This window comes from Staphylococcus sp. HMSC036D05 (assembly GCF_001836225.1).
In the GTDB taxonomy this organism is placed as follows: domain Bacteria; phylum Bacillota; class Bacilli; order Staphylococcales; family Staphylococcaceae; genus Staphylococcus; species Staphylococcus caprae.
Genome location: NZ_KV827781.1, coordinates 120,196 through 133,941, shown reverse-complemented (window position 1 = coordinate 133,941; position 13,746 = coordinate 120,196). Strand labels below are relative to the sequence as shown.

The 13,746-nt window shown below is 33.1% G+C and carries 10 protein-coding genes, 1 riboswitch and 1 other annotated feature; all 10 genes read right to left on the bottom strand.

Going from position 1 to position 13,746, the window contains the following annotated elements; genetic code table 11:
* Nucleotides 1-10 precede the first annotated feature (10 nt).
* The 10 genes from infC to polA all read right to left on the bottom strand — a co-directional run bounded on the left by infC (nucleotide 11) and on the right by polA (nucleotide 13,493).
* On the bottom strand, nucleotides 11-538 hold the full coding sequence (gene infC / locus HMPREF2580_RS05335; RefSeq protein ID WP_002443322.1) for a translation initiation factor IF-3: 528 nt from the start codon (nucleotides 536-538) through the stop codon (nucleotides 11-13).
* A gap of 27 nt (nucleotides 539-565) precedes the next feature.
* Nucleotides 566-689, bottom strand: a sequence feature (ribosomal protein L20 leader region).
* Nucleotides 690-749: 60 nt separating this feature from the next.
* Nucleotides 750-2,249: an amino acid permease gene (locus HMPREF2580_RS05330; RefSeq protein ID WP_070830928.1), complete on the bottom strand. Its 1,500-nt coding sequence runs from the start codon at nucleotides 2,247-2,249 to the stop codon at nucleotides 750-752.
* A gap of 224 nt (nucleotides 2,250-2,473) precedes the next feature.
* A riboswitch (Lysine riboswitch) is annotated at nucleotides 2,474-2,649 on the bottom strand.
* 50 nt (nucleotides 2,650-2,699) lie between these two features.
* Nucleotides 2,700-4,637 (bottom strand): threonine--tRNA ligase, encoded by a 1,938-nt coding sequence (gene thrS, locus HMPREF2580_RS05325; RefSeq protein ID WP_070830926.1) that lies wholly within the window; start codon nucleotides 4,635-4,637, stop codon nucleotides 2,700-2,702.
* A 344-nt stretch (nucleotides 4,638-4,981) separates the two neighbouring features.
* Nucleotides 4,982-5,902 (bottom strand): primosomal protein DnaI, encoded by a 921-nt coding sequence (gene dnaI / locus HMPREF2580_RS05320; protein WP_070830924.1) that lies wholly within the window; start codon nucleotides 5,900-5,902, stop codon nucleotides 4,982-4,984.
* Complete coding sequence (locus HMPREF2580_RS05315; RefSeq protein WP_070830922.1) at nucleotides 5,902-7,290, bottom strand: replication initiation and membrane attachment family protein; 1,389 nt, start codon at nucleotides 7,288-7,290, stop codon at nucleotides 5,902-5,904. The genes dnaI and HMPREF2580_RS05315 overlap by 1 nt, the downstream gene beginning before the upstream one ends.
* A gap of 3 nt (nucleotides 7,291-7,293) precedes the next feature.
* Nucleotides 7,294-7,761: a transcriptional regulator NrdR gene (nrdR, locus tag HMPREF2580_RS05310; RefSeq protein WP_002443329.1), complete on the bottom strand. Its 468-nt coding sequence runs from the start codon at nucleotides 7,759-7,761 to the stop codon at nucleotides 7,294-7,296.
* Between the two features lie 353 nt (nucleotides 7,762-8,114).
* Nucleotides 8,115-9,140, bottom strand: a complete 1,026-nt coding sequence (gene gap, locus HMPREF2580_RS05305; protein WP_002443330.1) for a type I glyceraldehyde-3-phosphate dehydrogenase — start codon at nucleotides 9,138-9,140, stop codon at nucleotides 8,115-8,117.
* 207 nt (nucleotides 9,141-9,347) lie between these two features.
* A complete protein-coding gene (coaE, locus tag HMPREF2580_RS05300; protein WP_070830919.1) occupies nucleotides 9,348-9,959 on the bottom strand; it encodes a dephospho-CoA kinase in 612 nt (203 codons plus the stop codon).
* 15 nt (nucleotides 9,960-9,974) lie between these two features.
* On the bottom strand, nucleotides 9,975-10,847 hold the full coding sequence (gene mutM, locus HMPREF2580_RS05295; protein ID WP_070830917.1) for a bifunctional DNA-formamidopyrimidine glycosylase/DNA-(apurinic or apyrimidinic site) lyase: 873 nt from the start codon (nucleotides 10,845-10,847) through the stop codon (nucleotides 9,975-9,977).
* Nucleotides 10,848-10,862: 15 nt separating this feature from the next.
* A complete protein-coding gene (polA, locus tag HMPREF2580_RS05290; protein ID WP_070830914.1) occupies nucleotides 10,863-13,493 on the bottom strand; it encodes a DNA polymerase I in 2,631 nt (876 codons plus the stop codon).
* Nucleotides 13,494-13,746: the final 253 nt, after the last annotated feature.

Here is a 13,746-nt window from a genome sequence, read left to right as displayed (position 1 = left end):
TAATTGACGATTATTTTTCATTGACAGGCGCTAACATAATAAACATTTGGCGCCCTTCCATTTTAGGTTTTTGTTCAACAGTTGCGATATCTTTACATTCATCTACAAATTTTTCTAATACGCGTTGACCAATTTCTTTATGCGTAATCGCACGTCCTCTGAAACGAATAGAAACTTTACATTTATCGCCTTTAGATAAGAATTTACGTCCATTTTTCAACTTAGTTTGGAAGTCATGTTCTTCAATAGTTGGACTTAAACGTATTTCTTTAACATTGATAACTTTTTGTTTCTTTTTCATTTCTTTTTCTTTTTTCTGTTGTTCGAATTTATATTTACCGTAGTCCATAATTCTCGCAACAGGTGGTTTAGCGTTTGGTGCTACAACAACTAAATCTAAATCTACACGTTCAGCCATTTCTAACGCTTCACGTTTAGGTTTCACACCAATTTGTTCTCCATCTTGGCCTATTAAACGTAGTTCTTTTGCACGAATTTTCTCATTAATTTGAGTTTGATCTTTTGCTATGGTTGACACCTCCTAAAGTTTTACGAAATTGTCCCAAGCAAAAAAGAAGAGCGAGTATCACTACCCGCTCTTCTTTCACACATTTATTGTGTAACATGATTAACCTGCCAACTGCATTAGCGTCGCTACAGGTGAGAAGCGGGTGCTTCTACTTGGTTCGTTTCGTATTCAACGTTTACAATCATATCAGTAATAAACATGTAAGTCAATTGTTTTTTTATTATTTATCATGATGTCTAATTTCTTCCATTGAAACATCTTGTCTTAGATCCACTTTATTAAGTGGAATCATTTTAGTTTTATAGCGTAATTTATGATAAAGGAAGAAGATTAAAAATACAGGTATACCCATATAGGTAATTACAAATCTATTTAGGTCAAAATGTCCTGTTTTAATAAAATCAACATCTTGCCCGATAATAACAATCACACATAATATACCTGCGAATATAGGACCAAATGGGAAAAGTTTGGCTTTATATTTAAGCTTACTTTTATCGTAATCTTGTTTATCAAAAGCGCGTCTAAATCTAAAGTGACTAATCGCTATACCTACCCAAGCAATAAATCCTGTCATTCCACTCGCCGCAACAATATATTCATATGCATCGCCACTGAGGTGTTGTAAAGCGAAAATAAGTACAACTAGTACGCCAGTAGCAATTAATGATAAATAAGGTACACCACTTTTGTTTGTTTTGCCAAATGAAGCAAACGCAAGTTTATCTTTACTCATTGAATATAACATACGAGTAGACGCGTACATTCCTGAATTTCCGGCTGATAGTACTGATGTAAGTATAACAGCGTTCATGAACGAAGCTGCAAAGGCAAGACCTGCATTCTTAAATACAAGTGTAAATGGTGAAGTAGAAATACTATCTCCGCCACCCATTAATGCCTTACTATCATAAGGAATCAACATACCTATGATAAATATTGCCAAAATATAAAATAATAAGATTCTCCAAAATACTTGTTTTATCGCCTTTGGAACAGCTCTTTCAGGATTTTCAGATTCACCAGCTGTAATACCTATTAATTCAGTACCTTGGAATGAGAATCCAGCTACTAGGAATACACCTAAAATAGAGAGAAGACTACCTCCAAGGTTTCCACCTAGGATAGGACCGTCACCTTTAGTGAATGTATCGAATCCTACAAATTCTCCACCCATGATACCTAGTATTGTTAATAAACCTATCACAATAAAGATAATTACAGTAACAACTTTAATTAAAGCAAACCAATATTCACTTTCGCCATACACTCTCACTGATAAAGAATTTAATGCGAAAATAATAACTAAGAATATACAACTCCAAACCCAAGCAGGCATCCCTTGCATTGGAGTCCAATACTGTATAACTTGAGCTGCAATCGTTACATCAGCTGCAACTGTAATAACCCAGTTAAACCAATAATTCCAACCTAAAGCAAATCCTAAAGAAGGATCTACGAATCTTGTAGCATACGTACTAAAAGATCCTGAAACCGGCAAATATGTTGCCATTTCACCTAGTGAAGTCATTAGGAAGAATACCATCGCACCAATAATCGCATACGCAATTAATGCACCTAATGCACCAGCATCATGAATGGCACCACCTGAAGTCATAAATAGACCTGTCCCAATACAACCGCCAATTGCGATCATAGAAATATGACGATCTTTTAATCCTCTTTGAACACCGCCATTTTGATTTTCATTTTTACTCATAGAAGTTCCCTTTCCTTGTCTTAGAGGCTAACATGTAACTATTTCTCTGTGTAGAATAACTATACATGTCTTGTATGAAAATTCGATTAAAATCATACATAGTTATGAGTAGGCTTAATTTCATCATCATTGAATTGAAATTATACGAACTTTAGTTACACACAGAACTCAAACAAAAAAGTGGTTACATACCTTTAAGATATGCAACCACTTTGCTTTTATCTATATAAGGTAGCACATCACATTCAGTGACAGTACAGCTTCTTATCGAAAACTGTCCCAACAAATGTAAATTATGGTTTTACATTTGTTTCGGCATTGTTACCTTTTGCTAATTCAACATATGTTCCATACAACTTCTGATTAGCTACTGATTAACAATGCAACCTCTAACTCTAATTTATATTTGATTCAATTGTAATATACATGATACGGCCTGTCTTTTCAAGCTTATCTATGTTTTTTCAAGCGGATTTCATCAACAAGATTCCAAATGAACTCATCTTTTTCAAGTGATTCTTGGTCTTCTGAACCATATTTTCTAACATTCACTTCGTTATTTTCCACTTCTTTGTCACCGACTACAATTTGGTATGGGATTTTTTGCATTTGTGCTTCACGTATTTTATATCCCATTTTTTCATTACGGTCATCAATTTCGACACGTACACCTTGTGATTTAAGCTCATCTTGTAATTGACGTGCATAGTCATAGTGAATATCAACATTTACAGGAATAATTTCAACTTGTTTTGGTGCTAACCAAGTTGGGAATGCCCCTTTAGTTTCCTCAGTTAAGAATGCAACAAAACGTTCCATAGTTGAAACCACACCACGGTGGATAACAACTGGTCGATGTTGTTCTCCATCGCTTCCTATATAAGTAAGTTCAAAGCGTTCTGGTAATAAGAAGTCAAGTTGAGCTGTAGATAATGTTTCTTCTTTACCCATAGCTGTTTTAACTTGGACGTCTAATTTTGGACCGTAGAAAGCCGCTTCACCTATAGCTTCTACATATGGTAAGCCCATTTCATCAACTGCTTCTTTAAGCATTGATTCAGCTTTATTCCACATTTCGTCATCGTCCATGTATTTCTCTTTATCTTCAGGGTCTCTATAGCTTAATCTAAAAGTATAATCCTCGAAACCGAAATCTTCATATACTTCTTGAATCATGTTTACAACTCGTTTGAACTCTTCTTTAATTTGATCTGGTCTTACGAAAATATGAGAGTCATTTAAAGTCATACCACGAACACGTTGTAATCCAGAAACAGCACCACTTGCTTCATATCTATGCATTGTACCTAATTCAGCAATACGAATAGGTAGTTCACGATAAGAGTGTGGTTTATTGTTATAAATCATCATATGATGTGGGCAGTTCATTGGTCTTAATACCATTTCTTCTGTTTCATCTAATTTCATTGGCGGGAACATATCCTCTTGATAATGGTCCCAGTGTCCTGAAGTTTTATATAAATCAACATTTGCGAGTACAGGAGTATATACATGGTCGTAACCCATGCTTACCTCTTTATCAACAATGTAACGTTCAATTTCACGTCGAATTGTAGCCCCATTAGGTAACCATAGAGGTAAACCTGCACCTACGAGTTGGCTATTAGTAAATAACTCTAAGTCTTTACCAATTTTACGATGATCTCGTTCGCGACGTTCTTCAAGCATTTGTAAGTGCGCTTTTAGATCTTTTTTATCGAAAAATGCAGTACCGTAAATACGTTGTAACATCTTGTTATTACTATCACCACGCCAATAAGCGCCAGCAGTGGATAATAATTTAAATTCTTTAATTTTTGAAGTTGAAGGTACGTGAACACCGCGGCATAAATCAGTAAACTCACCTTGTGTGTATAAAGTAACATTTTCATCTTCAGGAATTGCATCAATCAATTCCAATTTATAAGGATCATCTTTGAAAAATTCTTTAGCTTCGTTTCTACTCACTACTTTTCTTTCAACTTTATAATTTTCATTAACGATTTGTTTCATTGTTTTTTCGATTTTGTCAAAGTCATCTGATGATACCTTTTCATCCATATCAAAATCGTAATAGAACCCACCTTCAATAACTGGTCCTACACCAAACTTCACATCTCCATATAAACGTTTTAAGGCTTGAGCCATTAAGTGAGCAGTTGAATGACGTAATACTTCAAGTGCTTCTTCACTTCCAGGTGTAACAATTTCAATTGATCCATCTTCTTCAAGAGGACGAGTTAAATCGACCATTTGACCATTAAATTTACCTGCTACAGCTTTCTTTCTTAAACCTGGGCTTATAGATTGAGCGATATCTTCTGTAGTCGTACCTTTATCAAACGCCTTTGAATTACCATCTGGAAATTGAATATTAATTTGATCCATACTTAACCCTCCTAAATAATAAAGCATCTGATCGTTGACTTGTTTAATAAATATCCATAAAAAACACAAAAAATCCCGCCCCAAACAAGGGACGAGATTATCGCGGTACCACCCTAGTCGTTTAACTCTTATTCTCATTAAAGAGTTAAACTTCTCTACATAAGATAACGGTCTTGAGCCGGATATTCATTACAAATATCATTTACTGAAGTAGTAATCATTTAATATGTTAGCCATATTCTCATTAGCTAATGACTTTCTGTGTAACAGTGATTAAATTATCTTGTCTTCAATAATTTCAACGATTTAGATTTAAGTCTATTATACACCTCATAAGATAAAATTCAATTGTTTCTATAATTTTTACCTTCAAGATAATATGAGTTGGATAGCGTCTTAACACGTTCGATAATACGAGCGGCTTTCGTTTTTTCAGATCCATCTCTTGTAATAGATAAGTGATGCTCAAGTTCACTATAATCAAAGTTAGAACTAAAGAAAGTTGGTAGTTCATGTACCATTCTATAATGTAGCAATGGTCCTATGATTTCATCCCTTACCCATGGCGTAACTTCTTCAGCACCAATATCGTCTAACATTAATATATTAGCTTCTCGCACACGTTCTAATTTCCTTTCGAAGCTACCATCTTTAAATCCACTCTTTAAAGTACGTATAAATTCAGGTAAATACACGATAGTAGAGGAAATCTTTTTAGACTTAAGTTGATTGGCAATTGCGCCTAGTATGAATGATTTACCTGTACCAAACGGACCATGTAAATATAGCCCTTTTACTTTTTCATCATTAGCAATAGCAGTACAGATTTCTTCTGCAGCCATCGCTACATCTAAACGATCGCGTTGGTCCATATAGATGTCTTTCAACTTGGCATTTAATGTATCTCGTTGCATATGATGAGAGGTTATGAGTTGAGAATTAAATCGTTCTTCGTCATGTTTAATTTTGCAAGGACACATTAAATATCGAATTTTTATTCTATCATTTTCTATGTAGAGTTCAGGTACATGTCCTTTTACAAAATTGGGGCAATCTTCGAAGCGATGACCATCGTAATGCTTTTGTTGATCTTTATATTCTTGCAATACATTTAAATCTTCATCAATCATCGCATTAGTAAGTTCAGATTGATGGTGCTCTAAAAATTGCTTAACATCTGGGTCATTTATTACGTCTTTTTTTATTTTTTCAATTCTTTTATCTAAGTCTTGTGACGACCCCATAATATTTTTGAAGCTTTTCATCACTCATCACCTTCCTCCCATTTTTTATTTAATTTCTCTAGGAATGCTTGACGGTCTTTTTCTAATTTATCGTCATTTTGTTTTGATTGTTTTTCAGAAGTGTTTGCAGATTGATTATCTCGATTTTCTAACCATTTTGGTGTTTTTTCTTTAGATATCAATTGTTTGTTTTGTCTTGAATAATTTCTACTTCCTTTATAATTCTGCTCATAATTTTTAGGTTGATTGACTTGAAGTGCATAATCATAAGCCTGTTTCGCAGTTTTAATGTCTTTTTTATTCCAATTTGACGCTATCTCAAATATATAAGATTTCGGCAACTTCATATCTTCTTTAAGCATAACAAATTGCAATAGAATATTAATGACACCAAAATTCATCTTCTCTCTATTCATTAATTCTTCAATCATACTTTTCTGAGATTGTGTAGGCTCTGACCCAGACCAACTTGCCAACATATCGATTGGACTTGTTTCATCAAGTAATTTCAACCATGCTTCAGTATCATTTTGAGGTGAGATTTCTTCACTATTTGATGAGACTTCTGATTGTTGCTCTTTTAATTGTAATTTGGGTAGATGATTTTCATGTTCTATTAGATAGTAAGAACGTGCCTGTTTTCGCATCTCTTCAAAAGATAATTGTTGCGCACTAGTAATGGAATTTAATATAACCTTTTTCATACCATCTGGAGTTAATCCATATAATGTAGCGAGTTGAATGATGAGTTCTTTAGCATCCTTATCAATGATTTCATTACTGATAAAATGATGATTTAACATTTGTTTTAATAAATCGAAATCGAATGTCTCATTAGATAAATCAACACCATCATAGTGCTTAATTTGCTTAAGTTTGGATAAATCTTGGTCCATCATTTTCTTAGGAACGCTAAATACTTCAGTAAACTTTCGTGTTGTTTGTTGATAACTACTTAAATCTTTTTTATTCCTTTCAAAATGAGCTTTAAGCATTTGATAACGATTCTTATCAACTTCACTATATAAAAATACAGAAAGCATCGGGTCATTAAAAAATTGATATGCTGTTGGAGGTTGAATTAATTGATACACAAAATGTGTTTGTTTCTTTTCGTGATTTACGAAAGTTTTGACCAATCCTATTGCTTCTAGGTAATCCATTTGCTTCCTAAAATCTAGAAGGTTAATTTTTAATTCATTCATAAATACATAATGTGTTAGCGGATAATGATTATTGTCATCAGTAAACTGATTCATAAAATGATAAAGTCCAATAGACTGGGGCCCAATTAAAGGCGTAAACAGGCGATTTAGTATTTCTAAGTGTTCTGTCGTTATTTGAAATTCTTTAATCACTTCAAAGCCATCTTGAGGCCTCAAACCATATTCATAGGATTGTAATCCCATTTATTAATCACTCCGTTTGTTATCATTCAAAATCCCTTGCATGGAAGCAAGTAGTTGGTCCACATCTTTAAATTCTTTATAGACGGAAGCAAATCTTACATAGGAAACTTGATCTACATGCATCAATAATTTCATTACATGTTCTCCAATGTCTCTGGAAGATATTTCAGTTTGCCCTTCATCTCTTAATTGCCACTCTACTTTATTCGTTATATCCTCTAATTGTTGATATCTTACCGGTCTTTTTTCACAAGATCTTACTAAGCCATTTAATATTTTTTCTCTTAAAAATTGCTCTCTAGTGCCATCTTTTTTAACAACGATAAGCGGACTTACTTCAATATGTTCAAATGTGGTAAATCGAGTGCCACAATTTTCACATTCTCTTCTACGTCTTATTGCATTAGCTTCATCAGCATGTCTCGAATCGACCACTCTTGAATGCGTTGAATTACATTTTGGGCATTTCATTTATGTCACCCTCTTAAGTTTGATTATCGTTCATTATACTATAAAATTAGCTTGTAAAAAAGAAAGGTCCTTTAAACTAATAATCGAATTATTATACTTAATAACTGAAATATTTTAGAGTGGATGACATAGATAAATACAATAATAATAAAAATGCATGTCACAAATTAAAATTTCACTTTTATAAGACAATATAAATTTTTTTGACATAGAAAATCCCCATGACGCAACAGGATTTTACTACTTTAAAATGAGTGTAGTAATAAAAAAGCTCTAAGACAATTCGAAACTGAAATTATCTTAGAGCTATCGTATCGGATTTTATATACCAAATTGATTAGCTAAATATTTAATTAAACTGCTTTAACTGTTGCTTCATCTTCAATAAGTTGACCAATTTGTTCAGCAACTTCAACAACTCGGTTTGAATATCCCCATTCGTTATCGTACCAGGCGATAACTTTAACTTTATTATCTCCCATCACCATTGTAGATTGTGCATCTAACACTGCTGAATTAGGGTTTGTATTAAAATCAACGGACACTAAAGGTGCATCTTCAACGTCTAATATGCCATCTAAGCCAGAATTTCTGAATGCATCATTTACTTCTTCAGCGGTTACATTTTTCTCTAAATCAACCACTAAATCCACTAGGGAAACATTCTTCGTTGGAACACGTAGCGCCATACCGTGAAGTTTTCCTTCAACTTCTGGTAATACCTCTTTAAGTGCTTTAGCTGCACCAGTTGAAGTAGGTATAATACTTTCGTTACATGAACGTGCTCTACGTAAATCTTTATGTGGATTATCAATATTCTTTTGGTCATTTGTAATAGCGTGAACAGTTGTCATTAAACCATTTACAATTCCAAATTTATCATTTAAGACTTTGGCTACTGGGCCTATACAATTGGTTGTACATGAAGCGTTACTAAAGATATCATATTGATTAATATCTAGTTGATCATCATTAACCCCTTTTACAATCATTTGCACTTCTCCGCCTTTTGAAGGCCCTGTTAACAACACTTTTTTAGCCCCTGCGTTAATATGCGCAATCGCTTTATCACCATGATTAAATTTACCAGTTGCTTCGATAACAAGATCAATATCTAATTCTCTCCATGGTAAGTTTTCAGGGTTTCTATCAGATACTAATTTAATTTCATGATCTCCAACTTTGATACCATTTTCTGTTGGTTCTACTTTCTTATCATATGTACCATGAGTTGTATCATAATTAATTAAATGTGCAATTGTTTCAGAAGGATAGCTTGCGTTAATAGCAACTACATTTAAATTTTCATTTTTTAAAGCTATACGTAATACCATTCTTCCAATTCTACCCATTCCATTAATTGCGATATTCGTTGACATTAAAAGCACCCCTTGAGCATTTATTTATATGTTATACTTTATAGGATTAGTATAACATAATTATTTATTTTTGAAAGCGTTTACTAATTGAAATAAATTACGTTTAGCTATCATTTTAAATAAGTTATACTTATGAGTCATTATCTGTTTTCACGTAATACATACAAAAAGCGTACACGATATCTTAATTCGCATACGCTCATACTCTTATTTAATTGAAGAATCGATATATCCTTGTACTTCAAGAAGTTGTTGTAAGTTTTGTTTTAATTCAAGTTTATCTCCTAAATTATCTATCACATGATCGGCCATTCTACTTTTCTTATCTATAGAAATTTGGCTATACACACGTGCTTTCGCATCTTCTTGAGATAAGTTATTTCTCTCCATCAAACGTTCTATTTGAATACTTTCAGATGTATATACCACCCATACTTCATCTACAGTATCTTGCAAATCATTTTCATAAAGTAAAGGAATATCCATAATCACATGATATCCTTCGTTTAAATAACAATTTTTCTCATTTTCCATAATTTCACGTACTATGGGATGAACAATCTTATTAAGTTCTAATCGTTGTTCTGGATGTTTAAATACAAGTTCTCCCATATATTTACGATTCATTTCTCCATTTTCATCAATCGCCTCTGGACCAAATTTTTCTTTAATTTGTTCTAAACCCTTTGATCCTTTTTTAACCGCTTCACGGGAAGCAAGGTCTGCATCGACAACTTTAAAATCATATGCTGTTAATAATTCTGACACTGTTGATTTCCCAGTTGCGATGCCTCCTGTTAGTCCGATAATCTTTGGCATAGTCTCACGCTTCCTTTATTTCTGACAATTTGGGCAAAAATGACTATTTCTAGTGGCAATCACTTTTGTTTCTATTTCATGCCCACAAATTTTACAGTACTTTTGTTTATATACATTTAAATGTAATTGCATCTCTCCTGTTTTACCATCAGCATGGCGATAATCAGAGATACTCGTTCCACCGTATTTTATACCCTCTTTTAACACTTCTCGAACATAATAAAATAACATTTCTCTTTCTTGATGATTCAACGTGTGTGCAATTTTATCAGGACGAATTCCCGCTCTGAAAAGTGCTTCACAAGCATAAATATTACCGGCACCTGCAATCACTTTGTGATCAAGTATCATTTGCTTAATAGGTTTGTTTGCGTATTTATTGATATCAAAGCAACTTAAATAATGCGCTAACGCTTCCTCTTCAAATGGTTCAGGTGCTATTTCTAAAAATGGAGGATAACTTTCAAATCCTGCGACATTTCTAATTTCACCGAAACGTCTGATATCTGAGTAGACTAACTTTTTCTCATTTTCAAGTTCAAAAATAACTTGCCAATGTTTACGGTAATTAGGTGTAGCAATGTCCTCTAGGTCGTCAACAACGAAGAATCCACCCGCCATGCCTAAATGACTAATTAAAATTCTTTGATCGTTATCTCTTTCAATATGAAGCACAATATATTTACTACGTCTTAACACTCGAGTAATTGTGTAGCCTTCGGTAAGCTTTGCAAAGCTATCTAACTCCATACCTTTAATGATCGTTTCTCTATTGTCTTTCTTACCTTTAATGACATTATCTGAAAAAATTACTTTTTTAATTCTTTCGTTTTTAATATAAGGTTCTATGCCTCGTTTCACATGTTCTACTTCTGGTAATTCTGGCATATTTGTGTCCTTTCTTTATTTGGCATCATACCATGTTGGTCCATAGCTTGAATCTACTTTTAACGGTACATCTAAATCAAGCGCATTTTCCATAATTTCTTCAACAAATTCACTAAAGTCTTCAACTTCTGATTTAGGTAATTCAAAGATTAATTCATCATGAACCTGTAATAATAATTTTGCATGGTAGTTCGTATTTTTTACCTTTTCATTAAATTTAACCATAGCTAATTTAATAATATCTGCTGCACTACCTTGAATTGGAGTATTCATAGCAGTTCTTTCTGCGAAACTTCTTAAATTGAAATTTCGGCTTGTAATATCTGGAATATAACGGCGACGATGTAACAGCGTTTCAACATAACCCTGCGCTTTAGCATCTTTGACGATATCAGACATATATTGCTTAACGCCTGGGAAACTGGCCAAATAATCATCAATAAATGCTTTCGCTTTCTTACGCGTAATACCTAGACTTTGACTCAAGCCATAGTCACTAATTCCATATACAATACCGAAGTTAACAGCTTTAGCTTGTCTACGCATAAGGCTGTCTACGCCATTTGCCTCTACATTGAAAACTTTCATCGCAGTAGCTGTATGAATATCATGGCCATGTATGAAAGCTTCTTTTAAACTTTCATCTTGAGTAATATGCGCAAGCACACGTAGTTCAATTTGTGAATAGTCAGCTGATAATATCACACTATCTTCTGAAGTAGGTTTAAACGCTTTTCTAATTTTTCTACCTTCTTCTAAGCGGATAGGAATATTTTGTAAGTTCGGATCTACACTTGATAAACGACCTGTTTGTGCAAGCGTTTGATTGAAGCGCGTATGAATTCTATTATCTTTGCTGATTACTTTTTGTAAGCCTTCTACGTAGGTAGATTGTAATTTAGAAAGTTGTCTATATTCTAAGATATGTTCAATAATTGGATGCTCACCTTTTAATTGTTCAAGTACATCAACAGCCGTTGAATATCCGGTTTTTGTTTTTTTAATCACTGGAAGTTTTAATGTTTCAAATAATACGACACCTAATTGTTTTGGTGAATTAATATTAAATTCTTCTCCGGCAGCTTCATGTATATTTTTAATAAGAACATCTAATTTTTCTTGAATCTCATTTTCCATATGCTTCAAATCATTCACATCAGTGTAGATACCAATTTCTTCCATTTCACTTAAAATTTTAGCAAGCGGAAGTTCTAAATCTGAAAGGAGTTCAACTTGATTATATTCTTTTAATTGTTCTTCCATTAATGGTTTAGCACTCGCAATGGCTTCTGTAATTGAAGCAACGTGTTCATTTAAGATATTGTCTTCTGGAATATGATGTTTTTTTCCTTTTCCATAAATAGAAACATTATCTTTAACATAATTCTGTCCATATAAGGATACGACTGATTTCACATCATCAATTGCACGTGATGGATCAATAATATAGCTTGCGAGCATAACATCAAATTGAACGTTTTGGATGTTAATATCTAAACGATGTGCAGCTACATACGTTTTCTTAGCATCATACACTGTCTTAACAGTTTGTGCATCTTCTAACCATTCGATTAAATCTGAATGTTGTTTAATATCTTCTGCATTGATTACGATGTGCGTGTCATCTGAGTAAAATCCAAATTTTAATATATTATCTTTTAGATAATTGGTGTCTTCTAACTCAAAATGAATTGTGGCATGAGATATATTTTTAAAATCAATGTGTTGAAAATCTGTTTCAACGTCAAACGTTTTATCTGTAACTTCCTCGTTATTCGCATCTTCATCAATATCTGATAACAATTGCTTAAATTCTAGCTTTTTAAATAACTCTATTTTTTCATGATTATCATCTTGGTTTTCCAATTTTGTATCTTTAAGAGAAACTTCAATTGGACTCTCAACATTGATTGTAGCTAGGTCTTTACTCATCAATGCATCATCTTTACTATTGATAAGTTTTTCTTTTAATTTTTTAGCAGTGACTTCGTCGATATTGTCATAAACGCCTTCAACAGAATTAAATTGATTAAGTAATTTAATTGCCGTTTTCTCACCTACGCCTGGAACACCAGGTATATTATCAGAAGTATCTCCCATGAGACCTTTCATATCGATAATTTGCTTAGGTTCTAAGCCGTTATATTTTTCAGCAATAAAACTTGGTGTATAGTGATCGACATCCGTAACACCTTTCTTAGTGTAATAAATAGTGACATTATCAGTAGCCAATTGTGTTAAGTCACGATCCCCAGTAATAATAATTGTTTCGTAACCCGCTTGATCTGCTTCTTTACTTAAAGTACCGATAATATCATCCGCTTCATAATTCTCAAGTTCATATCTTTTAATATGATACGCATCTAATAATTGACGGATATAAGGAAATTGTTCACTTAGTTCAGGTGGTGTTTTTTGTCTACCACCTTTATACTCACTGTACTTTGAGTGTCTGAAAGTCGTTTTACCAGCATCAAATGCAACTAAAAAGTGATTAGGTTGTTCTTCTTTAATTATTTTTTCAAGTAACATTGCAAAGCCATACACAGCATTTGTATGAATACCAGCTTTATTAGAAAGTAATGGCAAAGCATAAAATGCTCTAAAACTTAAACTGTTACCATCTATTAACACTAATTTATCCAAAATACGTAACCTCCAGAACAGATTTACATACATTTTAGCATATAAAGTGGTACTTGTATTTCAATTGAAATACATAGTACCACTTACGCATGAGTTTTTAACTCATGTGTTCCTTTTTTGTCATTTAACGACTATAGTGCGTTTAGCTTCCCTTAGTGCATCATAGAAATGGTTAATGATTTATCATTTAGCAGTTCTTAGTGCATTTAACCTGAAGTTAAATGCAAACATTAGATCTACCACCTCTTAATAA

Bases quoted from the DNA above. Each gene is read 5' to 3' on its own strand.
- HMPREF2580_RS05330 (WP_070830928.1), bottom strand. From the start codon at position 2,249: ATGAGTAAAAATGAAAATCAAAATGGCGGTGTTCAAAGAGGATTAAAA.
- thrS (WP_070830926.1), bottom strand. From the start codon at position 4,637: ATGGATCAAATTAATATTCAATTTCCAGATGGTAATTCAAAGGCGTTT.
- dnaI (WP_070830924.1), bottom strand. From the start codon at position 5,902: ATGAAAAGCTTCAAAAATATTATGGGGTCGTCACAAGACTTAGATAAA.
- HMPREF2580_RS05315 (WP_070830922.1), bottom strand. From the start codon at position 7,290: ATGGGATTACAATCCTATGAATATGGTTTGAGGCCTCAAGATGGCTTT.
- nrdR (WP_002443329.1), bottom strand. From the start codon at position 7,761: ATGAAATGCCCAAAATGTAATTCAACGCATTCAAGAGTGGTCGATTCG.
- gap (WP_002443330.1), bottom strand. From the start codon at position 9,140: ATGTCAACGAATATCGCAATTAATGGAATGGGTAGAATTGGAAGAATG.
- coaE (WP_070830919.1), bottom strand. From the start codon at position 9,959: ATGCCAAAGATTATCGGACTAACAGGAGGCATCGCAACTGGGAAATCA.
- mutM (WP_070830917.1), bottom strand. From the start codon at position 10,847: ATGCCAGAATTACCAGAAGTAGAACATGTGAAACGAGGCATAGAACCT.